The organism is Pseudomonas gingeri, assembly GCF_013385425.1.
GTDB lineage: Bacteria > Pseudomonadota > Gammaproteobacteria > Pseudomonadales > Pseudomonadaceae > Aquipseudomonas > Aquipseudomonas gingeri_D.
This window is the reverse complement of sequence record NZ_JACAQA010000002.1, coordinates 46,398-72,501: the sequence shown is the minus strand read 5'-3', so window position 1 is coordinate 72,501 and position 26,104 is coordinate 46,398. Positions and strand designations below refer to the sequence as shown.

Sequence of the window (26,104 nt, the reverse complement as noted above, 5' to 3'; positions counted from 1 at the left end):
TTGACGACGAGGCCTATCGCTCGTTGGGTGACGCCACCGCGGTCGATCGCCGTTCATAGTTCAAGGAGTGCTGTTTCATGGAACTGATTTTTCATGTGTCCGCCGGACAGAGGGGAGTCGGCAGTCCCTTGCAAAGCCGTCCCTTCACCCGCGCCGGCGGCACCATCGGGCGTGCCCCCGAATGCCATTTGAGCCTTGTCGATCCCGCGCGGCATCTCTCCGGTTTTCACGCGCTGGTCAGCTATCACGATGGGGCTTTCTACCTGACCGATACCAGTCGCAACGGCATCCAGCTCAAACCCGGTGGCGCCTTCCTGGCCAGAGGACGCGAGCAGCGTATCGAGGACGGCGAAGTCTATGTGCTGGCAGGTATCGAGCTGCGCGCCAGTCTGCGTCAACGGCCCTCGGTGGTCAGGCCGTTGCCTCAACCCGGGCCGGAGCTGGCGGAGGCTGTCCTGCTCGATCTCGACCCGTTGCGGGCATTGGATCAACAGGAGCGTATCTACAGTGAACTGGACCACTTGAGCGCCGCGGCCAGCGCTCGGGTGTCGATGCACTCGGATCATGCTCCCGGGCTTATGGAACGTGTGCCACTGCCCGAATGGGGCACCTCGACAGTCATTGCCAGCAGGCACCTGCCAGGGCCGCCCTCGGCTGATTTCTGGCAACGTTTCGGCCGTGTGCTGGGTGTCGACCTGAGCGATCTCGATGAGCACAGCCGTGAAGACCTGGCCCTGCAGGCCGCCCGACTGGCACGGCATGTCAGCGCCACGGATTTTCTCGCGAGCTGTTCACAACTGGCTCGCCAGACCGACAGGCTTTCCCGTTCCGCGAGCCAGGGGAGCGAGCATGTTTGAGATCCGCTCGTTGTTACTTGGCGCGGCTATCTGGCTGCTGTCGGGCTGTTCGGCGCTATCGCCTTTTTCGTCGGTCACCAAGCTGGACTTGCAACTGAAGGCCAGTGAGCAGTTGAACCACGACCTCAATGGGCGACCGTCACCCATCGTGTTGCGCTTGTTTGAACTCAAACACCCGGTGGCCTTCGAAAACGCCGATTTTTTCAGTCTTTACGACCGCGCCAGGGAGTCTCTTCCCCAAGATCTGATTGCCACCCAGGAGCTGGAGTTACGTCCTGGGGAAGACCTGGCGCTCAAGCTGCGCATCGCCCCGGGCAGCCGCTACGTGGGGCTGTTGGCGGCCTATCGCGATCTGCCCCACACCCGCTGGCGCCACGTCCTGACCTTGCCTGACACCCAGCGCAGCGAGATCCGACTGGTGCTCGATCACACCGGCATTCATCAAGCTTCCGGATTACCTGACCGGACGGAGCACCGACCATGAACAGACACAAAGTCATCTGGCAGGAAGGGATGTTGTTGCGTCCTCAGCATCTGCAACACAACGATCGGTACTACGACCACCAACTCAAGATCCGGACCCGCTTGTCGAGCCGTCATTTCTGGGGGTTTACCCAGGTGGAGATCGACCCGCAGTTCCTGCAGATCGGCCAGGTCGTGCTCAATCGGGCGGCCGGCGTATTGCCCGATGGCAGCTTGTTCGACAGGGAGGGCAGCCGCCAGCCCCTGATGCTGGAGATACCGGCCAACAGTGGTCCCATGCCGATCTACCTGGCGTTGCCGCTGGTCACGGGTCATCACATCGAGGCACGGTCAGCGAGCCAGGAAGAGGTATTGGCGCGTTATTGCAGTTATGAAGCCGAAGTCATGGACTCCAATGCCGGCGCGCAGACCCGCAGTTCGATCCTCTGCGCCCAACCCAATCTGCAATTGCTGGCGGGGGAGTCAGGCAACGACCAGGCCTGGGTCAAGCTGCCGTTGTGCCAGATACAGGGCAGCAATGCCGACCGGACCATCAGCCTTGACCCCGAGTTCATGCCGACGGTGATCGAAACGCAGTCCTCCGAGTTCCTGAGTGCCTGCCTCAGGGAAGTGATCGCCTTGCTGGACAATCGAGCTCACTGCCTGGCCGAGCGGATACGTTCCAATGGCAAGGTCGGCGGGGCAGAGGTGGGCGAGTTCATCATGCTGCAAATGATCAACCGTACCGAACTGTTGCTGCGCCACCATCAGGAGCAGGCCGGGCTACACCCGGAACGCCTTTATCGCTTGCTGCTCGAAGTGCTCGGCGAGTTAACCACGTTCTCCGCCGGCTCCCGGCGTCCTGAGTTCGTGCCTGCTTATCGACACGGTGACCAGGGCGGCAGTTTTCGCGCCTTGATGGTCGAGGTGCGTCAGTTGCTGTCCATGGTCCTTGAACAGCATGCCATCGAGCTGATCCTGGAACCCCGCCATTACGGCATCCTGGTTTCTCCCCTGGTGGACTCTGACCTGATCGGCTCCGCCACCTTCGTGATCGCCGCAAGTGCCAACTGTGGCCGCGAGCAATTGCGTCAGCGCCTGCCCGCGCACTTGAAGGTCGGCACTGTCGAGGGGCTTCGCGACCTGGTCAATCTGCACCTGCCCGGCATCCGCGTGACGCCATTACCCGTCGCGCCGAGACAGATTCCCTTTGATTCGGGCCAGACCTATTTCAGCCTGGAGCCCAATGCCCAGGAGCTGGCGCAGTTGGCCCGTTCGGGTGGGTTCGCCTTTCACCAGTCGGGCGAGCTTGGTGAACTTGAACTGCATTTCTGGGCTATCAGGAGTTGAACATGCACAAGGACGAAACCCAGGCCCCCCGGGACGACCTGACGGTACTGGTCGGACTCGACGAGAGCAACGTGTTCCAGGGGCCGTTGACGGACGCCGATGCCGTACCGAAGGTCGAGCAGTTACAGGCGCGGATGATTCATGCCTCTCGCGCCCGGCCGCAAGAAACCGTTACCCAGGGCATAAACCGCCTGGTGATCGCCGCGGCCGATCTGCTGGAAGAACTGGCGGCCATCAGTCGTCACGAAAGCGACCGTAGCCTGGGTGCACTGCACGAGCGCCTGGTGTTGAAACTTGAGGCTTTCGAAGCACGCGCCCTGCAGTTGGAGCTGGAGGCCAGCCAGGTGATGAGCGCCCGTTATGTGCTCTGTACCGCGCTGGACGAGGCGGTCATGAGTGCTGCCGTCAGCCAGGAGGGTCATTGGTCGAAGATGAGCCTGCTCAGCCGCTTTCACAACGAAACCTTTGGTGGCGAGAAGTTCTTCCAGTTGCTGGAGCGCCTGTTGCAGGACCCGGTCAAGCACCTTTTCCTGCTGGAGCTCATGTACCTCTGCCTGGCGTTGGGTTTTGAAGGCAAATACCGCATCGCCAACCGCGGCTCCCTGGCGCTGGACGCAACCCGCGACAGTCTCTATCGACAGATTCGTCAGCTCCGCGGTGAGCCCGCCCGAGAGCTGTCGCCTTGCTGGCAGGGGGTGGGACGGCAACCGGCAAGACGGGTTCGCTCGGTCCCCGGCTGGCTGGTACCACTCTTTACCCTGACCTGCCTGGGCGTCATGTACGGAGGATTTGCCTGGGTGCTCGGGGAGCAGAGAAAGCTGGTGCTGCAACATTACCCACCGTTGAACCCGCCGATGGTCGATCTGCGCAAGGATGTGAAATGAAAAAATTGTTGAAGAGCCTGATCACCGGGTTGTGCCAGACCTGGTGCTGGAGCCTGTTGCTGGTGCTGGGCATGGCCTTGTTCATCTGGTTCGCGGGGCCCTGGCTCGCCGTGGCCGACTATCGGTTCTGGGCCGCCGCCGCGGCCCGATTGTTGAGTATCAGCGTGCTGTTCCTGGGCTGGGGGCTGTCCATGGTCGTGGTCAGTTGGCGTCGTAACCTTCGTCAGCCCGCCGAGGCAGACAGGAATTCAAGCCACGCACGGCTGCTGACGCAACGCCGACTCGATAAGCGCCTGGACACTCAGCAGCAGCGTCTACAGGTATTGGTGCGACGTTTGAACAGCGCGGAACTCTATCGACGTCAGGGCAAGCAGGGACGCAAAGCGCTGCCCTGGTACCTGGTAATCGGTCCTCAAGGCGCGGGGAAAAGCACGCTGCTGGAAGGTTTTGGGCTCGAGCCCGTTCTGGGATCCGCAGACGAGGAATCCCGGATCAGCGGTGGAGATGGGCAGGATATCCAGGGCTTTTTCGCCGCGCCGGCGGTGCTGCTTGAAGCACCAGGTGGGCATTTGCAGCAACCCGACGGTGCTGTCGACAACCGAGTCTGGTCGGCGCTACTGGAGCTATTGCGTCGCCGGCGTCGCCATCAGCCGCTCAATGGTGTTCTGCTGGTGGTTTCGCTGAAAAGCCTGGACAAACTGGACGATCAGGCCGCCGACAAGCTGGCACTGCAAGCACGCTCACGGCTGCTGGAAATACGCCGGACGTTGCATGTCGAGGTGCCGGTTTACCTGGTGTTGAGCCACGCCGATAGTTTGGCTGGTTTTGAGGAGTTCTTTGACTCTTTGTCACGGGAGGAGTGGGGGCAGGTCCTGGGCTTCAGTTTCCCCAAGACGCTGTCCAGCCCTGGAAAAGCCGTGTTTCGGGAGATGTTCGATGCCCTGTTGCAGCGCCTCAACAGCCAGTTGATTCAACGTTTGCATCAGGAACGCCTGCTCCAGCGTCGCGCACGGATTCTCGAGTTTCCCCGTCACCTGGAGCGTATCGTCACGCCACTGGGGAGCTTTATCGAGGCGGTGTTTTCAGGCAAGAGTCATTCCCGCGACCTGCGCTTGCGCGGCGTCTACCTGACGTGTGTGCGCGACCAGCGTCCAGGCTTTATCGCCGATCTGCTTGAGCAGGTGGTGTTTCCCGAGGCGCATGTCGCCGGGCTCGACGGGCGAGAGCGACGCCGTATCGAGTGGGGGCAAAAGGCAGTGTATGGCGCGGCGTTGGGGGTGCTGACCGTGTTCGGGCTGATCTGGAGCATTGGTTTTTCCTCCAATCATGAGCGTCTTGAGCGAATCCGTGAGTTTGCCCGGGAATTGACACGACACCCACTGCTTCCGGCTACACAGGACGACGGGCAAGCCTTGCTGGCGGCGCTGGAGATCAGCTATGCCGCGACCCAGGTCTTTCCGGCGCCCGGCGAGGTACCTCTGTCCGAGCGCAACGGCCTCTACCAGGGTGGCGAAAGTCGGCCGCCGGTCGAGTGGGCCTACGAACAAACGCTGCGTGAGCGGCTGTTGCCTTACATCGCCCGTGGTCTGGAGACTCAGGTGCGTGGTCAGCATCCTGATCGTGAAGCCCTGCTCGACAGCCTGCGGGCCTACCTGATGCTGGGCCTGGCCGAGCATCGCGAAGCGTCCTGGCTCAAGGAGAAAATCCTTGTCCAGTGGTCCGCCCAGCACCAGGCACAGCCGGGCCTGCCGGGCGATCTGGAGCCGCATCTGGATCGTCTGCTGGCCCAACCGTTCAGCTATTCGCTCGACGACAACCTGGTTGCACAAACCCGCCAGTTGTTGCGCCAAGAGGCATTGGCGAGCGTGGTCTATCGCAGCCTGCGCCAGAACGGCGGTCGTCTGCCCGACTATCGCCTCAGCCAGCATCTCGGCAGCCAGGGCGCCGCCTTGGCCGGCATCGATCATAGGATTGCCGGCTTGTATACCCAGCGCGGCTATCAGCAGTTTGCCCTGAGCCTGGCCACGTCGTTGGCCGGACAGATCCAGCGTGAGCACTGGGTGCTCGGAGAACGCACGCTGAGCGCCGCCGAGTTGCGTCAATTGATGGTCGAGTTGGAGCAACTCTACTTTGCCGATTATGCACGGCACTGGGGCGAGGCGGTGGCGGCGTTGTCCCTGCAGCCGCTACTGGAGGCTAGCTTGGGCAGCGGCTACCTGACGACCTTGTCCGCGGTTGATTCGCCGTTGATCAAGACCTTGGCGCTGGTGCGAGAAAATACCCGTTTCTCGGCGGGCAGCGATGGTGAGAAGGGCGCTACCGACGCCATGCCGGGTAAAGCCTTGGCAGTGCTCGCCGACCAGACCGCGGGTGCCGTGGCAAACAGCTTGCCGAGTGCCGGTCGAGAGGCCTTGCAGCGTCGTTTCGAGCCTCTGCACCACCTGCTCGACGATGAGGGGGCGCCAACGGCCGAGTTACGCATGGCCTTGCAGGCGTTGAACGAATTACAGGCTCAACTGGCGACCCTGGTGCGTGCCCATCAACCGGAACAGGCCGCTTTTGAACTGGCAAAGTCGCGAATGAGCGGCCAGCGCGATGCCATGACGCACCTGCGTACCGCCGCCGCCCGTTTGCCGGTGCCGGTAAGCGAGTGGTTCGGTGTGATCGCCGATCACAGTTGGGGACAGGTCCTGACGCTGGCCCATCAGTACGTCGACCGCCGCTACCAGCATGAGGTGTATGGCTTCTACAAGGAGTCGATTCATCAGCGTTATCCGTTTCATGCCCATAGCAGCAGCGATGTCGCCCTCAATGACTTTCGCGAGTTTTTCAAGGCCCAAGGCGTCGTCGAACGTTTCTTCAATGATTACCTGAGGCCTTTTGTCAGCCACGAGTCGGGGGCCTACCAGTTGCGTCGCGTGGATGGACTCGGGTTGCCGATGTCATCGCTGGTGCTGCAACAGATGGGGCGGGCGCAACGTATTCGCCAGAGCTTCTTCGAACCCGATTCACCGGAGCCGTCGGTTCGCTTCCGGCTAGAACCTTACACGCTGGACCCGGTGGTCAGCCGTGCCGAGTTCCGTTTCGGCAATCAGTCGATGGAATACCGCCATGGTCCGGTGGTACCAGTGCTGTTCCATTGGCCCAGCGAGGTCGAGGACGGGCGCACCAGCCTGGTATTGGAGCGGGTGGCCGAGCGTCCCGTCGGGATCGAGAAGAACACCGGGCCCTGGTCGTTGTTTCGCCTGCTGGACCTGATGCAGACCGAATACCTCAGTGGCCGTGATGTCCTGGTGATGAAGGCGGACCTGGCGGGGGCACGATTCAACTACCTGTTGGCCAGCCAGCGCTCACCGAATCCTTTTGAACTGGAAACGGTGCGGCGCTTTCAACTGCCGGCGCAACTCTGATGGTGCGCTCGAAATTCCCTTGCAGCGCCGGGCGTACCGATCCCGGCAAGGTCCGGACGCGCAACGAGGATGCGTTTCTCGACAGTACGGCCCTGGGCCTGTGGGCCGTGGCCGACGGCCTGGGGGGGCATCAGTCGGGGGACATTGCCAGCCAGTTGATCGTCAACCACCTGGCGATGCTGCCACCCGAACCTGATGTGCAGTTGCGCGGCGAAGCGGTCAGGCGTTGCCTGCACTGGCTGAACCGGCGCCTGACCGAGGAGCTGACCCTGGCGTGCGACCGTCAGGGTGGAGTGATCGGCAGCACCGTGGTTGCACTGCTGGTCGAGCAGGGCAAGGGCATCTGCATCTGGGCGGGAGACAGTCGCTGTTACCTGTGGCGTGACCAATCCCTGTACCAGCTGTCGAAGGATCACTCGCTTTGGCAGCAAAGGCTCTCCGAGCAACCCGGGGGGACCGAGGGGGCAGCTCGACAGTCGGGCGATCATGCATTGACACGGGCGGTCGGTGCTCAGCCGCGTCTGAGCCTGGAGGTGTTGACGTTCGAGGTGCGTCCGGGCGACGCGTTTCTGTTATGCAGTGACGGTCTTTATCAGTCAGTGGACAACACACAGCTCAGCGGCGCCTTGGCTCTCGGCTCACCTCGCCGGGCGGTGGACCGACTGTTCGAGTGCGCGTTGGCCGGTCCGGCGCAGGACAACCTGACGGCCGTGGTCGTGCAGCGATGACGGCGCCTCGGCCCTGGCAACAGGGTTGCCTGCCAGGTCTTGAACCCTTGGCAACGGCTCGTCTCAGCGAACTGCCTTTGCTTCTGGCGCAACGTTACCGTGTCGAACGTCTGCTGGGGGCGGGTGCAATGGGGGTGGTGTACCGGGCCCGGGATCTGCTGCACGAGCAGTTCGGTGATCCGGCGCCTTGGGTGGCGTTGAAACTGCTCAATCCCGACTTTGTCGATGTCACGGATGCCAGTGCGTTGCTCTACAGCGAGTTCGCCCTGATGCGACGGCTGTGTCATCCCTGTGTGGTACGTACCTACAGTTTTGAAGTCGACACTGCTTGTGCGCGGACCTTCATGACCCAGGAGTTGATTGAGGGCATGAGCTTGGACCGGCTGCTGTGCGAGCGGCCCGAGGGCTTGTCTTGGCCGGTGTTGCAGCCTATTGCCATTGGCCTGCTGGAGGCATTGGCCCATGTGCACCAGCGTGGGGTGCTGCATGGCGATGTGAAACCCGGCAATGTCCTGTTGGCGAAGGATGGCCCGCGGCTGTTCGATTTCGGCCTGGGTCGGCCGATGGCGGGAGTCTTGCCCGGCCTGGCGCAGTTGAACCGGTCGCGTTTCAAAGCCTGGACGCCAGCGTATGCGGCAGCCGAACTGCTGGAAGGGGCGCCATTATCGGTCGCGACGGACATCTATGCCTTGGGATGCGTGCTGTATGAGTTGGCCAGCGGCATGCACCCTTTCCATCGTCTGGATGCGCTCAAGGCCAGGGACCAAGGTCTGGAGCGAACCCTGCGACGTCCGGCACAACTGCCGGGCCGTCTCTGGCCTGCCTTGCGCCAGACGCTGAGCTTCGACCCCGAGCAGCGGAACATCGATACCGATCAGTTGCTGGAGGCGTTTCGCAAGGTCCCGCTCCGGCGCCGCTGGCCGCGCCTTTGGCTCCGTTGCTAGTACCCGCGCTGCACGTTCGCCAGGTTCTCTGGTGTCAGGCCGTTGAGGACGCGCTCGAGATTGGCGAGGAAACTGTCGGCAATTTCGTGACCACTGTTGCTGGAAATCGCCGACGTATGGGGTGACAGACGAACCCGTGGATGGGCGTAGAACGGATGTCCGTCCGGCAGCGGTTCGGGTTCGGTGACGTCCAGCGAGGCGAGGCCGATCGTTCCGTTCTCCAGTGCTTCAAGCAACGCTCCCTGGTCAAGCAGGCCACCGCGCGCGATGTTGATCAGATGCAGGCCGGGCCTGGCGCTGGCGAGCACGGCAGTGTTGACGATATGCCGGGTCGCGTCGGTCAGGGGGGCGGCCAGCACCAGGTGATCGGCGCGGGCAAACAGGTCATGGATATCCCGCGCGGCCTCGACACCTTCCACCTCGAAGGGCGTCTGGCTCTGACGCAACGCCAGCACCTTGATGCCCAGGGCGTGGGCCTTGGTCGCGAGGCTGCGACCGATGGCACCAAAGCCGAGAATCCCCAGGGTGGTGCCCTTGAGCGGTGTCAGCGCGGTGAAATTCCACTGTGAGTCATGCACCCAGATGTCCGGTAGACGCTTGGCGGCGGCGAAGATCGCGGCCAGGGCGAATTCGGCGATGTTCTCGGCGGCGCTGCCCCGTGACGTACTCACCGGTGGGCCGTCGAAGAACCATTTGGGGTAGAAGTCGATACCGGAAGACACCACCTGAATCCATTTCAACCCATAGGGCCAGCCCGGCGGTGGCGTGTCCGGCGCCAGGTAGCCGCGTACATTGATCGGCCGCGCCAGCAGGATACTGACCTCGGGTGCCAGGTCGCTGGGTACCCCGGCCGGGACGCCGATAAGGCGCACGCCAGGGTGCGCTTGGGCGAGGCGCTGGCGGACCACCTCGTTGAGGTCTTCATCCAATTGGCTGGCAATCACAAGCTGGCTCATGGGCGTTCCTTTGGCTGGCGCTGGGCGAAGACGGCTTTGCCGACACCTTGCAGCACGGCATCGTTCTGCGGCGTGTGAACGCGACTGCAGAGCACGTCGCGGTAATGCCGTTGCAAGGGGTTGTGGCGTGACAGGCCGGGATTGCCGGACGCCTCGATGGCCAATTCGACGGCGCGGATGGCGTTGCCGGTGACCAGGAATTTCAGTTGCGCGGCGTTGCTCGTGGGCGTGTGTCCCTCAGCCGCGGCATCGAGCAGGCTGCGGTTGGCGAACAGCAAGGTGTCGATATGCCCGACGGTCTCCTGGAAGCGCGGCAGGGTCGAGAGTGCCGCGCCGAGGTTGGAGGGCTTGCGTTGTTCCAGCCAGCCCACCAGCCAGTCCCGAGCCGCTTGGGCAACGGCGTCGTAGACCGATGAAAGCAGTACCGACATCCACAGGAAGCCGTCGCCATCCAGCTCGGGTTGCGGTGCGCTCCAGGGGCTGACGCTGACGGCGTGATCCAGCGGCACCAGGACATTGTCGAATACCACCTCGTGGCTGCAGGTGGCGCGCATGCCCAGATGGTCCCAATCCTCGATGATTCTGATGCCGGGCGTGTCCTTGTGCACCAGCCAGGCACCGACCAGCGGGTCTTCATCGGTGCTGCGGGCCCAGACGCTGAACCAGGTCAGACCGTGGCTGCCGGTGGAGTAGATCTTGCGCCCGCTGATCCGCCAGCCGGCAGAGGTGCGTCGCGCGATGGTCGCCGGCAGGCCGCCACGGGCTGGCGTACCGAGGTCCGGTTCGACGCGCAAGGCGTTGATCAGCGCCCCCTTGCTCACCGCGTCCTCGGCCACCTGCGTGCGCAAGGCCGGAGGCCAGGTTTTGCTGTCCTGCAAACGGGTGTGTTGCAGGTACTGCATCACCAGGATCAAGGCGGTGGAGGGCTCGCCCTTGGCAATGGCGCTGATGGCCTTGCGCGCCTGGGCCAGGTTGGCGCCGCCACCGCCCAGGGCCTTGGGCACGGTCAGGGCCACCAGGCCGTGTTCGTGCAACAGCTTGAAATTGTCATGGGGGAAGGCGCCGCTTTCGTCGTAAAGATGAGCGGTGGCGGCCAACTGACTGCTGATGCGTTCCAGCAAGGCTTCGAAATTGGCCACTGCCACCGAGCGCAGCAGTGGCGTTTGTTGAGAGGAAAGGCTCATGGTCGGCTCACTCGATCAAAATAGTGTTTATATCGGCAGCAACTTGAACTGCCGATCCCACAACGGGCTGACATCCAAGCGCTGGCTCAATACCCCGGCGCTGAAAAACAGATCCGCCACTTCCTGCTGCGAAGCGATGGCCTGCTCATTCACTTCGATCAGCTTGTAGGGCTGGCTGCGGCTGTTGTACATGTCGAGGAACACCGCTTTATCCACCCCCAGCAACTGCGCCGATTTCACGGCCCAGGGCTCGGGGTTGTTGTTCATCCACTCCAGGGTGCGCGCTTCGCGCTGCAGGTAGTCCTGGATCGCCTGTTTGCGCAGAGGGTCCTCCAGGGCGGCGGGGCGGGCCGCGATCAGGTAGTTGCCCGAGAGGTAGCCCAGGGCGGTTTTCAGCACCCGGGCGCCACTGCGAAATTTCGCCAATTGGATAAACACGCCGTAGATCACCCAGGCGTCCAGCTGGCCGCTCTGGAACGCGCTGAAACCATCTTGTGGGGTGAGTGCGACGGCGGTGATGTCGTTCAAGGTCAGCCCTTGTTCCTTCAAGGCCTTGATCAAAAAGTAGTGGGACGTGGTGGAGCGCACATAGCCCACCCGCTTGCCCTTCAGTTGCTCGACGGATTCCAGTTTCGAGTCCTTGGGGATCAGGATCACCTGGTTGTTCACGTCGCCTTGAAGGACGGCGATCAGCTTGGGCTCGCGATGGCTCTGGATCGAGAAGATCGGCGGGATTTCACTCATGCCGCCGATGTCCAGGCTGCCTGAAGCCAAGGCCTCGACAATCAGGTTGCCGCCGGCAAATTCCGCATAGTCGACTTTGTAGGGGGTATCGGAGGTGCCGGCATCGTCGGTGAAATAGGAGTCCTGGCCACGGTAGCTGGCGACGGCGAGGGTCAGCTCCGAAAGTTTTGCCGTGGCCCCCAGCGCCCGTGGCACCAGGGTCGACAACCCCAGTGCGGCCAAGGCTACGGAGCTGGCGGTCAGGAAACCGCGACGATTGAGCTGTCCCTGGATGATCGTGTTCATCATGGTCAGGCCAGTGCCTCCTGTTGCGCTTCGGATTCAAAGGCGAGGCTATGGCGATTGGCCGGGACCTCCAGGCCGAGGTTGTCGCGCAGGGTGACACCGCTGTATTCGCTGCGAAACAGACCACGTTGCTGCAACACGGGCACCACCTGTTCGGTGAAGGACTGCAAGCCATCCGGCAGTAGCGAGTTGATAATGAAACCGTCGGCAGCGCCCGCTTCGAACCAGGTCTGGATCGCGTCGGCGACCTGCTCCGGGGTGCCGACGAAATCACGTTTGGGGCGCGAAAAGCGCAGCGCCACTTCCCGCAACGTCAGGCCTTCGTCCCGGGCCAGCTGTTTGATGCGGTCAGAGCCGCCTTTCTGGCTGTTGGAGCCCAGGTCGCCCAATTCGGGGAACGGCGCGTCCAGCGGATATTGGCTGAAATCATGATCGTTGAACGGCCGACCCAGGGCCACGATGGCATCCTCGACGGTCACCAGTTCCACGGCTTGTTGATAGCGGCTTTCCACCTCGGCTTCATCGCGGCCGACAATCGGCCGGATGCCCGGCAGGATCGACAGCTGATCGGCATCGCGGCCAAAACCACGGGCGCGCTTTTTCAGGTCCTGGGCATAGGCACGGGCTTCGTCGAAGTTCTCGGCGTGGACAAAAATCGCATCGGCATTCTCGGCGGCAAAGTTACGCCCGGCCTCGGAGGTGCCGGCCTGGAAAATCACCGGTTGACCCTGGCGGGAACGGGCGATGTTCAGCGGGCCCTTGACTGAGAAAAACTCACCCTTGTGTTCCAGGGCATGCAGCTTGCCGGGGGTGAAGAACTCGCCGCTTTGCTTGTTATAGGCGAAGGCGTCGTCCTCCCAGGAGTCCCACAGGCCCTTGACCACTTCCACGTGCTCCTTGGCGATGCGATAGCGCACGGCATGGGGCGGGTGCTCGGCCTTGCCGAAGTTGTCGGCGGTGCCGCTGAGCCAGGAGGTCACCACGTTCCAGCCGGCGCGGCCGCCACTGATATGGTCCAGGGAGGCAAACTGGCGCGCCACCTGGAAGGGTTCGGTGTAGCTGACGGTGACGGTCGCCACCAGGCCGATGTGTGACGTCAGCGCCGCCAGGGCCGAGAGGATGGTCAGCGGTTCGAAGCGGTTGAGGTAGTGGGGGCTGGATTTTTCATGGATATGCAGGCTGTCGGCAATGAACACGAAGTCGAACTTCGCGCCTTCCGCCAGTTGTGTCTGCTGCTTGTAGAAACCGAAGTTGACACTGGCGTTGGGCTGGGCCTGCGGATGGCGCCATTCGCCCCAGCCATGGCCGACGCCATGGACCATCGCACCGAGTTTCAGTTGGCGTTTGCTCATGTTCTCACTCCTTTAGCGGGAAGGCTGTTTATCGAGAAGCTTGGGTAAAGGGGGCACGCTGGGCGTTGAAGCTCTTGTCGAAGCCTTGGGAGACGTCGATGTGTCGGATGAGAAGCCCTTCTTCCTGGTAGATATCAGCGGTGGTTTGCAGGCCGCTGATCACCGCGTCGTCGATCGCCACCGGTTGCATATGGGTGGCCTTGGCCACGGCTATATGCACCGCCAGGGGCAGGCCGGTGACCTTGGCCAGGGCGGCGGCATAGGCTTCGGGATGGGCATTGCTCCAGCGATAGGCGCGATCGACCCGGGCAACGAAGTCGTCCAGTTGCTGGCGCTTGCCGGCAATGGCCTGGCTGGTGGCCGCGAGGTACAAGTGGTTGGTCAGCAGGCTGTCACCACTGACCAGGACCTTGGCCTGGCTTTGGGTGGTGGCGATGGTGGTGTAGGGATCCCAGGTCGCCCAGGCGTCGGCGCTGCCGTTGTCCAGCAGCAGGCGCGACTCGCTGGGCAGCAGGTAGATGAATTGCACGTCCTGGGTGCTCAGGCCGACACTGCGCAGCGCCTTGATCGCCAGGAAGTGGCCGATGGAGCCGCGGGTGGTGACGATACGCTTGCCCTTGAGATCAGCGGCAGTGTTCAGCGGCGAATCCTTCAGCGTGAGCATGGCCGTGGTGTAGCGTCCCTCGGCGTGGATGATGCTCACTACCTTCAGCGGCGCACCGGCACCGAGGGCGAAGACATAGGGCGCATCGCCCAAGGCGCCGATATCCACGGCACCGGCATTCAGTGCTTCACCCAGCGGGGCGGCGGCGGGGAACTCGGAAAACTGGATCTCGTAGGGCACGTCGGCCAGTTCGCCGGAGACCTCCAGCAGCACTTTGATCGTCGACTTTTGATTGGCCACCAACAGCGGTTGCAGGTCGGCGGCGTGGCTCGCCGCGCCGAACGCGAGGGCGCTGGCGAGCAGCAGGTGCTTGAACGGTTGGGTAAAGCGCATGACAGCGTGCTCCAGGCGAAGCTTGATGTTTCGTGTCACCTCCGCCTGGAGAAAGGGGTCGGGCTGAATTCAATGTGTGGTATGGCAAACGGCGCTGCCCGGCATGCGGTGCAGAAGCCTGGAGGGCTCAGATCACGAAAAAACCATGGGTGCCGTCGCGGGCCAGTTGCTCCACCAGGCCGAACTCCCAGTCCAGGTAGGCCTGCATGGCTTCCCTTGGGTTGTCGGTGCCTTCATAGGGGCGGCGATAGCGGTCGATGCGCGGTGAGGCGAGGTGGGTCTCGCCTTCCTCCAGCGGCAGTTGTGCGGCAATCCAGCTGGCGGTGCCATCTTGCAGCAGGAACACTTGCTTACCGGTCAGGGCCTCGACTTCGGCCACCGCCAGGCGCGCCAGTTGGCTGCTGCCGCAGGTCAGCACATAGCGTTGCGTCGTCGGCACCTTGGCCAGGGCTTGCGGCAATTGCCCGCGCAGGGCCCACCAGGCGCCGGGGATGTGGCGTTTGACGTAGTTGGCGCTGCTGGTGAAGTCGAGTACGGCGGTGTCGCCGTGGGTCAACCACTCGGCCAGGGTCTGCGGGCTGATGACTTCGGCCTGCCGAGGTGCCGGGACCGGCGCCTGCCACGGGCCTTGCTCGCTGAAATGAGCCGGTTGCAGGTCATCCAGCACATGCACTTCCCAACCCAGCTGGGCGAGCCAGGAGGCGGACATATTGGCCCTTACACCGTCGTCATCGGCCAGCACCAGGCGCGCGCCGCGCACGCTGGCGACATGGTCGGTTTCCTGCACCAGTTGGCCGCCCGGCGTCGAGCGGGCGCCGGGCAGGTGACCGGCTTCGTATTCTTCCGGGGTGCGTACATCGAACAGGTAGGTGGTGCGCGCCGTTTGCTGCTGCCAGCCTTGCAGGTCGGCCAGGGTGGCGCGGCCCACGCGGGCCTTGTCGGCAACGCGGCGAGCTTCCTGGGCGGCGACCTGGCGATGTTCTTCCGAGGTGGGGGCGAAGCGTCGCGACTGACCGTGCTGCAGCGTCTGGCCGGCGAGGGTCCAGCCGATGGTGCCGTTGCGCAGGGCGAATACCCGATTGGCGATGCCGGCATTGATCAGCGACTGGGTGCCGATGATGCTGCGGGTGCGCCCGGCGCAGTTGACGATTATATGGGTGGCCGGATCCGGCGCCAGCTCGCGGGCGCGTAACACCAGCTCGGCGCCGGGGACGCTGATGCCAGTGGGAATACTCATGGTCTGGTACTCATCAAAACGCCGGGCATCGAGCACCACCACATCGGCCTCGCTGTCGAGCAGCGCCTGGACTTCTTCCGCCGCCAGGGACGGGGTGTGGCGGCGGCTTTCCACCAGCTCGCCGAAGGCCTTGCTGGGCACGTTGACGTCGATAAACAGCTCGCCACCGGCGCGGCGCCAACCATCAAGACCGCCCGCCAGCAGGCTGACCCGGGTATAGCCGAGCGCCTGCAAGCGCTCGGCGGCGATCTTCGCCAGGCCTTCGCCGTTGTCGTAGACCGTCACCTGGGTATCGCGGCGGGGGATGCGCGAGTAAACCTCCAGTTCCAGTTTGGACAGCGGGATATTGGCGGCGAACAGAGGGTGGGATTCGGCGAAAGGTGCTTCCTCGCGTACATCGACGAGGGCGACTTCTTCATGGTCCAACAGGGCCTGGCGAATCTGGGCGAAGGTGCGGTTCGATACAGTGCTCATTGGGCAGGGCTCTCTTTGGACAAATCCCAGATGTTCGGGAGAAAGGCGTTGGAATAACCGGAAATAAACAATTTCTCGCTGCCGTCGGGCTGATACACCGCACGGCGCACGGCACCGATATTGGCGCCGTAGACATGGATGCTGATGGACACCTGGTCAGCAAAGGCATTGCTGACTTGATGGATGTCACCGATCTTCGGCGAGACGGCCTCGACCTGGCCCGGTTCCAGCCGGATCGGCTTGCCCTCGGCGCTCAACGTGCCGTCGGTGTTGCGTTCGAACCCTTGGGAATACTCGGCGCCACGCAGCATGCCGATCAGCCCCCACACCCGATGATCATGAATCGGCGTGCTTTGCCCTGGCCCCCACACGAAACTGACGATGCTGAAACGCTGCCGCGAATCGGCATGCAGCAGAAATTGCTGATAGCGCTCGGGGCTGGGCTGGGCAAATTCGTCCGGCAGCCAGTCATCATGGCTGACCAGTTGCGCCAACAGCTTGCCGCCGCGGTGCAGCAGATCGCCTTCGCGAGGGTTGCCGTCGATCAATTCCGCCAGGGCGCCTATAAATGCTCTGAGTCTCTCCGGGTGTCGGGCCTGGGTCATGGCAGTTCCATCGTGGGTGGTTCGTGGTGATGGGTTATCTAAGCATAATGTTTATAGTTAATATGCTATTTTTTAATGATTAGGTTATAGCTGAAAGTAATTTAGAACCGGTTTGAATAGCGTTAGGCGTTATCGATGGGGCGGGTGGGCTATCCAGGCGGCGTTTATGTAACTATGCTTTTCACACATCTTAATGACTGTTCTCTATGTGCGGCCCAAATGAAAATTGACGATATCGATGCCTTTGTCGAAGTGATTCGTTGCCAGTCCATCAGCCATGCCGCCGAGTCGTTGCAACTGACCCAGCCGGCGATCACCCGTCGCGTGCAGAACTTCGAGCAGGCGCTCGGAGTGGAGTTGTTCGACCGTAACACCAAGCCTCTCAAGCCTACGCTGATCGGAACCCGGGTGTATGAACAGTGCCGTCTGATCCTGCGGGAGATGGATGCATTGCGCGAGTTGGTGGCCACCGATGCACCGCCCACCGGGTTGTTGCGCCTGGGTGTGCCGCAAACCATCGGTGACGTGGTGCTGCTGGACGCCCTCAAGCACCTGCGCACCGAATACCCCGATCTGCGCGCCCAGGTGGCCACGGGCTGGGGCAGCCAGTTGGTCGGCAAGATCGAGCGCGGTGAACTGGACGCGGCGGCGGCGCTGTTTCCGGCGGGCAAGATCTTCCCGGACAACATCATCGGTGAATCCATCGGCAAGATGGAACTGGTGGTGGTGTGCGCCAAGGCCCAGTTGCCCAAGCGCCCGTGCAAGCTGGCGGATGTCTACCAGAACGGCTGGATTCTCAATCCCGATGGCTGCGGCTTCCGGGCCGGGCTGCAACGCACCCTGTCGGACCAGGGCCTGGCCTTGCGGGTCAACCTGGAAACCTTCGGTACCGAGTTGCAGTTGGGCTTGGTGGCTGACGGCCTGGGGCTGGGCCTAGTGCCGCGGCCGTTGCTGGAACGCAGCGTCCATCGCGAGCAACTGGCGGTCATGCCCCTCAAGGATTTCAAGCCGGTGATGGACCTGTGGCTGATCTACCCGCACTTCCTCGGCAACCTGCAAGGGCCGGTGGATGCCTTTGGCAAACGGGTGGCGGCGTCGTTGCACAAAGTCAGAAACGCCGCATGATTGCGCTGCTGGATATGAAAAAAAATAATAATTAGCTTAGATTAAAATGTGCTTTTTATTATTTTTTTCCATCCCATAGGCTTGCCTGGAAGTCCTTAAGGCCATCCAGGAAGTTTTGCCATGAGCAGCGTCAGTCCGTTATCCAGCGTTTCGAACAATGTCCGACTGCGGGTCACTGCAGAAGAGTGGGAGGTCCGTGTCAAGCTGGCTGCGGCCTATCGACTGGCGGCCTTGTACAAGTGGACCGATCACATCTACACCCATTTCTCCGCCCGGGTGCCGGGGCCCGAGGAGCATTTCCTGATCAATGCCTTCGGGCTGTTGTTCGATGAAATCAGCGCCTCCAACCTGGTCAAGGTCGACATCGATGGCACCCTTGTCGATGACCCGACCGGGCTGGGCATCAACTACGCCGGTTATGTGATCCACAGCGCCATCCATGCTGCCCGTCCTGACCTGCAAGCGGTGTTGCACACCCATACCCGCGACGGCATTGCGGTGTCTGCGCAGAAGGGTGGGTTGTTGCCGATTTCCCAACACTCCATCGGCTTTTCCGGGCGAGTGGCTTACCACGGCTATGAGGGCGTGGCCCTGGACCTGGATGAGCGTGAGCGCCTGGTGGCGGACCTGGGGGACAAGAGCGTGATGATCCTGCGCAACCATGGCTTGCTGACGGCGGGGATCAGTGTCGAGCATGCGTTCCAGCAACTGCAGGGCCTGGAGCGGGCGTGCAATATTCAGATCGCGGCGCAGGCGGCGGGGAATGCCGAACTGATCTTTCCGCCGGCCGAGGTGGTGGCCAAGGTTGAGAAGCAGGCCGAGGTGTTCAAGAGCGGGGAAGGGCCGGGGGTGGCACGGCATTGGAATGCGTTGATTCGGCAGTTGGAACGTACCGATACCGACTACAAGCATTGATCGGTCATGGGTGAGTTGATGCCCACCCTTCCCGAGAGGGAAAGGTGGGTTTTGCAAGGGGGTCAACCCGAGTACAAAAGGTCGAACCCGACGCTTTCAAAAAGGCCGCTCTATGCGACCTTTTCAGCCGCTTGCCGCTCGCGTTCCGCCACCAACTGGCGGGTCAGGGGGATCAGGCGCTTGCCATAGTCGATGGCATCATTGAGGGGGTCGAAGCCGCGAATCAGGAAGGTGGTGATACCGAGGTCGTAATAGTCGAGCAGGGCCTCTGCCACTTGTTCCGCCGTGCCCACCAGTGACGTCGAATTACCCTGTGCCCCCAGCAGTCCGGCAATCCCGGTCCACAAGCGTCTATCCAGCCTCGAACCCTGGGCCGCCGCCGCCAGCAGGCGACGAGACCCTTCGTTCGGTGGTTCGCGCCGGACAAAACCGTTCTGCTCGGCCAGGGCGGTAGCCTGTTGCAGGATCTGCTCCGCACGCTGCCACGCCAGCTCCTCGGTTTCGGCCAGGATCGGCCGCAACGACAAACTGAAGCGAATCGTCCGTCCGTGTTTGGCGGCTTCAGCCCGTACCCGGGCCACCACTTCCCGCACTTGCTCGTAGGTTTCCCCCCATAGCGCATACACGTCCGCATGCTTGCCGGCCACGGCGATCGCAGCCGCTGAAGAACCGCCAAAATACAGCGGGATATGCGGCTGTTGCGGCGACTTCACCGTCGAATACGCGCCCTCGACCTGGTAGTAGGTGCCTTCATGGGCAAAGGGTTTCTCGCTGGTCCATTCCTGGCGCACCACGCTCAGGTATTCATCCGTGCGGGCGTAGCGTTCGTCCTTGTCGATATGGCTGCCGTCGGCCCGAAGTTCGCGATCGTCGCCGCCAGTGATGATGTGAACGGCGGTACGCCCGCCGTTGAACACGTCCAGGGTGGCGAACTGTCGAGCGGCCAGGGTCGGCTGGGCAAAACCGGGCCGATGGGCAATCAGGAACTGCAGTTTTTTGGTCACGCTGGCCGCGTGGGAGGCAATGAGCGTGCTGTCCGGGCTGTTGGAGTGGAAGGCTACCAGGGCACGGTCGAAGCCGGCCGCTTCGTGGGCGCGAGCGACGGTTTCCACGTAGTCGGGTTGCAAGGTCGGGCCACTGCGGGGATGGATCTCCGAAGCGTGGTGGCCGCCGATGTAGCCGATAAATTCAATGCTCATGCTCAGTTCCTTGTGGGTAGGGGCGCTCTGTAGGGGTCGAAAGTAGGGGGCGGGGGCGGGGCTGTAAAATGCCGTTTTGTTCTAAGTTAATTATTAATTTGTAGAATTTTAATAAATGATATTTATCAGAAATGTGCATTTTGTTGGTCGAGGTCGGCGTGGGCGGCGAGGCTGGCTTTATTATGCAAATAATTTATTGTTTTGATTTTATGTCTTATTTTTAATCATATTAGGTTATTCCCAAAAAGAATTTCACTGAGGTTTTTTATGCGACTAGCATGAAGCTGCAACGGCGCTCCTGGCCGTGTTTTTTGTGAGGACGGAAGCCCGATGAATGAAAAACCCCTGAATGCCAGCTCGTTTTCCGTCGACAAGGCGGCTCGCTTCCAGGGCGAGCCTGAAGGTGTGTCACGACTGGTGCCCCCCTGGTTGCGCAACTGGCGCACCCCCGAGGTGTTATTGCGGTTGGTCAGCCCGATCGTGTTGCTGCTGGTATGGGAGTTGGCCTCCGAGCTGGGGCTGATCCCGCAACGGATCATCGCCGCGCCGTCGCAGATCGGCGGTACCTTGTGGGCGATGATCGTTTCCGGCGAGTTGGGCAAGCACCTGCTGGTATCCCTGCAACGGGCGCTGCTGGGGCTGGGCATTGGCGTCAGCATCGGTGTGGCGGCGGCGCTGATCACCGGCCTGTCCAAGCGTGGCGAGGTGATCCTCGATTCGCCGATGCAGATGCTGCGCACCATTCCCTCCCTGGCCCTGGTGCCGTTGTTCATCCTCTGGTTCGGCATCGGCGAGTTCACCAAGATCGCGCTGATCGTCACCGGCACCACCTTCCCGGTCTACCTCAACCTGTTTTCCGGTATCCGCAACATCGACCCCAAGTTGATCGAGGCCGCCAACACCCTGGGGCTCAATCGCCGCGAGTTGATCTGGCATGTGATCCTGCCGGGTTCGTTGCCTTCTTTTTTTGTCGGCCTGCGCTATTCCCTGGGGATTTCCTGGCTGGCCCTGGTGTTCGTCGAGCAAATCAACACCACCGCCGGTATCGGCTTCCTGGCCAGCGATGCGCGGGACTTCATGCGCACCGACGTGATTGTGATTTGCCTGTTGATCTACAGCGTCCTCGGCCTGCTGATCGATGGGCTGATCCGCACCCTGGAACGTTTCGCCCTGGCCTGGCGCCCATCTTTCGTGAGGAACTGACATGTCGAATATCGAATCCTTGGCGGCACCGGTACAGTTGCGCAATGTGGTGCGCCAGTTCGGTCAGCAACGGGTCATCGACGGCCTGGACCTGGACATCGCCCCCGGCGAGTTTGTCGCACTGCTGGGCGCCAGCGGCTCCGGCAAGACCACCTTGCTGCGCAGCCTGGCCGGGCTGGACAGCATCGACAGCGGCCAGTTGCGCGTGCCCAAGGCCCGGGCGGCCGTGTTTCAGGAGCCGCGGCTGATGCCCTGGAAGCGGGCCTGGAAAAACGTGATCCTCGGACTGCGCATTCCCGATGCCAGGGAACGCGCGGTGCAGGCGTTGACGGAGGTAGGGCTGGCCCATCGACTGGACGCCTACCCGGCGACGCTCTCCGGTGGGGAGGCCCAGCGCGTGGCGTTGGCCCGTGGTCTGGTGCGCGAACCCAAGCTGCTGTTGCTGGATGAACCTTTCGCCGCGCTGGACGCCTTGACCCGGATCAAGATGCATCGGCTGATTATCGAACTGTGGCGCAAGCATACGCCAGCCGTGCTGCTGGTCACCCACGACGTTGATGAGGCGATTTTGCTGGCCGACCGCGTGATCGTCCTGGCCCATGGCAAGATTGCCGAGCAACTGACCATCGATCTGCCTCGGGCGCGGGACACGGGTCAGGACGGCTTCCAGGCGATCCGGGCACGCTTGCTGAGTCTTCTCGGGGTTGAAGTGGACGTCCCGGCGGCGGTGGGGCAAGCGGCTGCCAGTGGCGTGCGGCGGTTTGCCCATGGTTGAGTTGAGACTGTTGATGCTGGTGGCGGCCGCGTTGTTGCTGGGGGGCTGTGATAAAGCGGCCGAGGCCCCGAAAACCCAGTCTGATTTATCGGGCGTGACCTTGATCCTGGGTGATCAGGCCAAGGGTTTGCGCACGGTGGTAGAAGCGGCCCACGCCCTGGAAGGCATCGACTACAAGGTTGAATGGGCCAACTTCCAGGGCGCCGCGCCGCTGTTCGAAGCCTTGCGCGCCGGCGCGGTGGACCTGGGCCCGGCCGGTGACACGCCGGTACTGGCCGCGGCCACGGGGGGCACGGCCTTGCGTATCGTTGCCGTACGCCGCAGCCAATCCCGGGGCATTGCGATCCTGGTGCCACCCGATTCACCGATTCACACCGTCGCGGACCTGAAAGGGCACAATGTGGTGGTCTCGTCCGCCCGTGGCAGCATTTCCCAGTACCTGCTGATTCGTGCCCTGGCCAATGCCGGAGTGGATGAGAAAGACGTCAAGGTCGGTTTTGTCCTGCCCACGGATGCGTTACCCGCCTTCAATGCCGGGAAGATCGAAGCCTGGGCCACCTTCGGCGTCTATCAGGCATTTGCCGAGCAGAAAGGTGCCAGGGTGCTGATCAGCGGGGAGGGGATCAATACCGGGCTGACCTTTATCACCGCGTCCGATGAAGTGCTTGCCGATCCCCTCAAGCGCAGGGCGTTGGGCGATGTGTTGCAGCGTTTCGCCAAGGCTTTTGAATGGGCACAGAAAAATCCCGAGGAGTACGCGCGGGTGTTTGCCAAGGCCAATGATATTCCCCTTGAGGTTTCTCAGTTGCTGCGCCGTTGGGGGGATGAGTCGTTGTTGCCGGTAGAGGCGAGGGATCTGCAGGCGTTGCAGCAGGTGGATGATCTTTTCGTCGAGAAGAAGATCTTTCCCCATCGGGTCGAGGTGGAGAAATTCACCGATGCGCAGGTGTTTTCGAATGAGTCGGTGGCGCTGAGTCGATCGACATCGACAGCCACAAATCCCAACTGATCGTTCTGAAGACGGACTCACGGGCGTCGATACAATCTGCGTCCGCGTCTAATGGAAGCGCTGGCCCAAGGCCTCGCCCTGGAGTTGGCGCCGATACGGGTCAACACGCTGTCACCCGGTCCGATCAATCCCCCCATTTTCACTGAAGCGCTGGGCGCCAGGTTGGTCTGAGCGGCCCAACCGGCCAGCTCTGAAAAAGCTCATGCCGGACGGTCATTCTCATAACGAACCAATAGAGGCAATATGCTATCTGCGTGGAGGCGCTTCAGCCACGGTTGGCACCCAAACGAATAAACGTCTGAAACAAGCGCTATAAGCTTTACTTGGAAGGCACATTGCTAGTAATCAGTGAGTGTCTTCAATTTTTGGCTCAGGGAGCGCTGATGAGTGTTCGTCCATTGACCGACTCCCCGCTGCAATCGAACGATTGCGATATTGTCGCTTCTCAACTAAAAGGGACCCCGGGCACGGTTGGCATGGCCTACGTTGGCAACGAGGACAGGATCGAAGACTTGCTGGACTCAGCGCGCAACTGGGCCCATACCACTGCCTGGGTGGTTTACCGCGCCGGAGAACAAATGCACCGGGTCGGGCAGGGCGACCCCTCGCTGCAGTGGCCCTCAAGCGTCGCCCATGAAGCGTTTGACGCCTTTTGCCTGACTCGCCAGTTGCACCGCTGGCCGACGGGCAGAGGCGAAAACGTGCTGGGCTGGCTGCTCGCACCCATCAAGGATGCCGCGGAACCGGCGCTCGCCGAGTTTGCCCAGCGCCTGGGCATTGAGGTACAGACCAATACCCTGGCCCGTGCGCAGGTCACTCAGCGTGTGTTGTATGAGATTACCTACCTGGCCAGTTCAACCCGCGACCGTTCGGTGTTTCTGGTGGGGGTTCACCAGTTGCTGGCCAGCCTGATCGACGCCGAGAACTTCTACCTCGCGCTGTATGACCCGCTCAGTGGCAAGATCGACTACCCGTACTACGTCGACATTATCGACGTGGATGCCCTTGAAGCCGAGAACTACGAATACCTTGACCCTGGGCACCTGTCCTTGACCGGCCAGGTGTTGACCACCGGCCAGCCACTGCTGATCGACTCCGCCGGCATTCTCGCGGCCCAGGCCGAGGGCCGTTTCCACTGCGTGGGTGATCGTCCCGAGTTCTGGATGGGCGCACCCTTGAAAAATGCCTCGGATGAAGTGTTTGGCATGCTGGCGATGCAGGTCTACGACGTGGCCCGTATCTACAGTGCCGAAGACCGCGCGCTGTTTCTGGTGGTGGCCCGCCACGTGGCCATGGCATTGGACCGGATCCTGCACCGGGCGGACCTGGAAGAGACGGTGATGCGTCGTACCCTGGAGCTGTCGGCACTCAACGATGCCTTGAGGCAGGAGGTGCTTGATCGCGAGCGCGCCGAACACCTGCAGAGCGCGTTGTTCCAGATAGCCGAACTGTCGAGCCAGCCGGGCGACATGGCCGAGTTGTTTCAAACCCTGCATGGCATCGTCGGCGAGTTGCTGTTCGCGCAGAACTTCTACATTGCGCTGTTCGACGACGCGACTGGCGAAGTGACCTTTCCTTACTATGTCGATGAGCGACTGACCACCCACCCGGTGGCCCGGCGCGGGCGCCGGGGCTTGACCGAGTACGTTATCCGCCAGCGTCGACCCTGCCTGATCGATGCCGGCGAGTCCGAGCGCTTGTCGGCGAGCGGTGAAACCGAAAGGGCCCATGAGTCTGTCCGCGCCTACTCCTGGCTGGGCATTCCCTTGTTCGATGGCGATGTGGTGCGGGGCGTGCTTGCCGTACAGAGCTACACCTCGCAGGTATGCTACACCCTGCGTGACCAGGAGTTGCTGACGTTCGTGTCGCGACACATCGACACCGCGCTGTCGCGCCGCACGGCCGCCGAAGCGATCCACGCTGCCAACCTCATGCTCGAAGCCCGGGTGCAGAACCGCACCCGCGAACTCGATCATGCCAATGCCAAGCTGCAACACGAAAACTCCCACGATGCGCTGACCGGGCTAGCCAACCGTACCTACCTGCAACAGCGCCTCAACCAGGCCTGGTCGCGATTCGATAGCGAAGGCGGGCACCTGGCGGTGATGTTCATCGACCTCGACCGTTTCAAGATGGTCAATGACAGCCTTGGCCATCATTTCGGCGACCTGCTGCTGATGCAGGCCGCCGACCGTTTGCGCGGTTGCCTGCGTGACTCCGACATGCTGGCGCGCCTGGGCGGTGATGAGTTTTCGGTACTGGCTCCCGAGGCGCCGCTGGACAGGGTGATAGACATTGCCGAACGGATCCTGGTGGCGTTTGACCTGCCGTTTTTCATCAATGGCCATGAAGTCTTTTCGTCCTGCAGTATCGGTATTGTCAGCGCCGACAGCCAGTTCCATCAGGAGCCGGCCGACCTGCTGCGCGATGCCGATGCGGCGATGTACCGGGTCAAGAGCGCCGGGCGCGACAGCTACGCGGTGTTCAATCAGGAAGTGCGCCGCGAAGTCTCGGACCAGGTCGAGCGTGAAGGGGCCTTGCGCAACGCCCTCAAGCGCACGGATGAACTGCTGCCGTATTTCCAGCCGATTGTCAGTGTCGAAAGCGGTGAGCTGCTGGCCCTTGAAGCGCTGGTCCGCTGGCATCAGCCGGGCGGGCGGGTGGTCGCGCCGGGCGAGTTTCTGCCGGACTTCGAGGGATTGCGCCTGATCGGTCGACTGGACCTGTACATGCTGAGCAGCATTGCCGTGATCCTCGCCCAGCCCCAGCACGCCCATTGGCCACCGGTACACGTCAATTGCTCGAGCTACAGCATGACGCGCCCGGACTTCGCCAGCGATGTGCTTGCACTGCTGGCGCGGCACCAGGTCTCGCCGTCGCGGATCTGCCTGGAACTGACCGAAGGTGCCCTGGTGGCGGAGCCGGCGCTGGCTCGACGCACCATGCAACAGCTGGCCGACAACGGCATGTCGGTGGTGCTCGATGACTTCGGTGCGGGCTTTTCATCCCTGAGCTACGTGCATCAATACCGTTTCAGCGGCTTGAAGATCGACAAGTCGTTCATCCTCGAACTGACCAGCAGTGCCCGCAGTCGCGCGATTGTCCGGGCGATTGTGCGGATGGCCGAATCCCTGGACCTGAGCGTGGTGGCCGAAGGGGTCGAGGACGCCGAGACGCTCGAATTGCTGCGTGAAATGGGCGCGGGACAGGCCCAAGGTTACTATTTTGCCAAACCGATGGGGTTGCAGGCGTTGATGGGGTGTTTTTCTGGCAGCGGATCGGTTCTTGGCTGGAGCGGCAGCGCAGACGCGTGACCCCCAGCTTCTCCCGCCACCCTTTACCCATTCTTTACCTGCCCTTGTGTCTCGTTCGCCAGAGGCTCGGTTACGCTGCTAGCCATCTTGATCTT

Annotated in this window: 21 protein-coding genes; 13 read left to right on the top strand and 8 right to left on the bottom strand. The window is 62.1% G+C overall.

The window, feature by feature from the left end:
• The first annotated feature begins 77 nt into the window (after nucleotides 1–77).
• The 7 genes from HX830_RS00855 to HX830_RS00825 are packed head-to-tail and all read left to right on the top strand — an operon-like array spanning nucleotide 78 to nucleotide 8,635.
• The gene (locus HX830_RS00855) at nucleotides 78–857 is read left to right on the top strand and encodes an FHA domain-containing protein (protein ID WP_177098670.1); all 780 of its coding nucleotides are present in this window, start codon (nucleotides 78–80) and stop codon (nucleotides 855–857) included.
• The gene (gene tssJ, locus HX830_RS00850; RefSeq protein WP_177098669.1) at nucleotides 850–1,341 is read left to right on the top strand and encodes a type VI secretion system lipoprotein TssJ; all 492 of its coding nucleotides are present in this window, start codon (nucleotides 850–852) and stop codon (nucleotides 1,339–1,341) included. Before HX830_RS00855 ends, tssJ begins: the two co-directional genes overlap by 8 nt.
• Nucleotides 1,338–2,669, top strand: coding sequence for a type VI secretion system baseplate subunit TssK (gene tssK / locus HX830_RS00845; RefSeq protein WP_177098668.1), 1,332 nt, complete (start codon nucleotides 1,338–1,340; stop codon nucleotides 2,667–2,669). The genes tssJ and tssK overlap by 4 nt, the downstream gene beginning before the upstream one ends.
• Before the next feature lie 2 nt (nucleotides 2,670–2,671).
• A complete protein-coding gene (gene icmH / locus HX830_RS00840; protein WP_177098667.1) occupies nucleotides 2,672–3,553 on the top strand; it encodes a type IVB secretion system protein IcmH/DotU in 882 nt (293 codons plus the stop codon).
• Nucleotides 3,550–6,963, top strand: coding sequence for a type VI secretion system membrane subunit TssM (gene tssM / locus HX830_RS00835; protein WP_177098666.1), 3,414 nt, complete (start codon nucleotides 3,550–3,552; stop codon nucleotides 6,961–6,963). Before icmH ends, tssM begins: the two co-directional genes overlap by 4 nt.
• A complete protein-coding gene (locus tag HX830_RS00830; protein WP_248746240.1) occupies nucleotides 6,960–7,691 on the top strand; it encodes a PP2C family protein-serine/threonine phosphatase in 732 nt (243 codons plus the stop codon). The genes tssM and HX830_RS00830 overlap by 4 nt, the downstream gene beginning before the upstream one ends.
• Nucleotides 7,688–8,635 (top strand): serine/threonine-protein kinase, encoded by a 948-nt coding sequence (locus HX830_RS00825; protein WP_177098664.1) that lies wholly within the window; start codon nucleotides 7,688–7,690, stop codon nucleotides 8,633–8,635. The genes HX830_RS00830 and HX830_RS00825 overlap by 4 nt, the downstream gene beginning before the upstream one ends.
• On the opposite strand, the gene HX830_RS00820 is transcribed toward HX830_RS00825, so the two are convergent.
• The 7 genes from HX830_RS00820 to HX830_RS00790 form a co-directional block, all read right to left on the bottom strand.
• Nucleotides 8,632–9,591: a D-isomer specific 2-hydroxyacid dehydrogenase family protein gene (locus HX830_RS00820; protein WP_177098663.1), complete on the bottom strand. Its 960-nt coding sequence runs from the start codon at nucleotides 9,589–9,591 to the stop codon at nucleotides 8,632–8,634. The two genes, HX830_RS00825 and HX830_RS00820, sit on opposite strands and share 4 nt — an antisense overlap.
• Entirely contained in the window at nucleotides 9,588–10,775 is a 1,188-nt protein-coding gene (locus tag HX830_RS00815) for an acyl-CoA dehydrogenase family protein (RefSeq protein ID WP_177098662.1), read from the bottom strand. The genes HX830_RS00820 and HX830_RS00815 overlap by 4 nt, the downstream gene beginning before the upstream one ends.
• Nucleotides 10,776–10,802: 27 nt before the next feature.
• Nucleotides 10,803–11,807: an ABC transporter substrate-binding protein gene (locus HX830_RS00810; RefSeq protein WP_103498426.1), complete on the bottom strand. Its 1,005-nt coding sequence runs from the start codon at nucleotides 11,805–11,807 to the stop codon at nucleotides 10,803–10,805.
• Nucleotides 11,808–11,809: 2 nt separating this feature from the next.
• Nucleotides 11,810–13,156 carry an LLM class flavin-dependent oxidoreductase gene (locus tag HX830_RS00805; RefSeq protein WP_177098661.1) on the bottom strand — a complete coding sequence of 449 codons (1,347 nt, stop codon included), beginning with the start codon at nucleotides 13,154–13,156 and terminating at the stop codon, nucleotides 11,810–11,812.
• A gap of 28 nt (nucleotides 13,157–13,184) precedes the next feature.
• Entirely contained in the window at nucleotides 13,185–14,153 is a 969-nt protein-coding gene (locus HX830_RS00800) for an ABC transporter substrate-binding protein (protein ID WP_177098660.1), read from the bottom strand.
• 127 nt (nucleotides 14,154–14,280) lie between these two features.
• Nucleotides 14,281–15,864 carry a rhodanese homology domain-containing protein gene (locus tag HX830_RS00795; protein ID WP_177098659.1) on the bottom strand — a complete coding sequence of 528 codons (1,584 nt, stop codon included), beginning with the start codon at nucleotides 15,862–15,864 and terminating at the stop codon, nucleotides 14,281–14,283.
• On the bottom strand, nucleotides 15,861–16,469 hold the full coding sequence (locus HX830_RS00790) for a cysteine dioxygenase (RefSeq protein WP_103498422.1): 609 nt from the start codon (nucleotides 16,467–16,469) through the stop codon (nucleotides 15,861–15,863). Before HX830_RS00790 ends, HX830_RS00795 begins: the two co-directional genes overlap by 4 nt.
• Before the next feature lie 219 nt (nucleotides 16,470–16,688).
• On the opposite strand from HX830_RS00790, the gene HX830_RS00785 reads away from it, so the two are divergent.
• On the top strand, nucleotides 16,689–17,594 hold the full coding sequence (locus HX830_RS00785) for a LysR family transcriptional regulator (protein ID WP_103498421.1): 906 nt from the start codon (nucleotides 16,689–16,691) through the stop codon (nucleotides 17,592–17,594).
• A gap of 120 nt (nucleotides 17,595–17,714) precedes the next feature.
• Nucleotides 17,715–18,509, top strand: coding sequence for a class II aldolase/adducin family protein (locus HX830_RS00780; protein WP_177098658.1), 795 nt, complete (start codon nucleotides 17,715–17,717; stop codon nucleotides 18,507–18,509).
• 110 nt (nucleotides 18,510–18,619) lie between these two features.
• On the opposite strand, the gene HX830_RS00775 is transcribed toward HX830_RS00780, so the two are convergent.
• Complete coding sequence (locus HX830_RS00775) at nucleotides 18,620–19,708, bottom strand: LLM class flavin-dependent oxidoreductase (protein WP_177098657.1); 1,089 nt, start codon at nucleotides 19,706–19,708, stop codon at nucleotides 18,620–18,622.
• Between the two features lie 330 nt (nucleotides 19,709–20,038).
• On the opposite strand from HX830_RS00775, the gene HX830_RS00770 reads away from it, so the two are divergent.
• From HX830_RS00770 to HX830_RS00755, 4 genes are all read left to right on the top strand, one after another.
• A complete protein-coding gene (locus tag HX830_RS00770) occupies nucleotides 20,039–20,911 on the top strand; it encodes an ABC transporter permease (protein ID WP_177098656.1) in 873 nt (290 codons plus the stop codon).
• Between the two features lies 1 nt (nucleotide 20,912).
• Nucleotides 20,913–21,686 carry an ABC transporter ATP-binding protein gene (locus tag HX830_RS00765; RefSeq protein ID WP_152740776.1) on the top strand — a complete coding sequence of 258 codons (774 nt, stop codon included), beginning with the start codon at nucleotides 20,913–20,915 and terminating at the stop codon, nucleotides 21,684–21,686.
• Complete coding sequence (locus tag HX830_RS00760) at nucleotides 21,679–22,695, top strand: ABC transporter substrate-binding protein (protein WP_177098655.1); 1,017 nt, start codon at nucleotides 21,679–21,681, stop codon at nucleotides 22,693–22,695. The genes HX830_RS00765 and HX830_RS00760 overlap by 8 nt, the downstream gene beginning before the upstream one ends.
• Nucleotides 22,696–23,078: 383 nt before the next feature.
• Nucleotides 23,079–26,009 (top strand): EAL domain-containing protein, encoded by a 2,931-nt coding sequence (locus HX830_RS00755; protein WP_103498415.1) that lies wholly within the window; start codon nucleotides 23,079–23,081, stop codon nucleotides 26,007–26,009.
• Nucleotides 26,010–26,104: the final 95 nt, after the last annotated feature.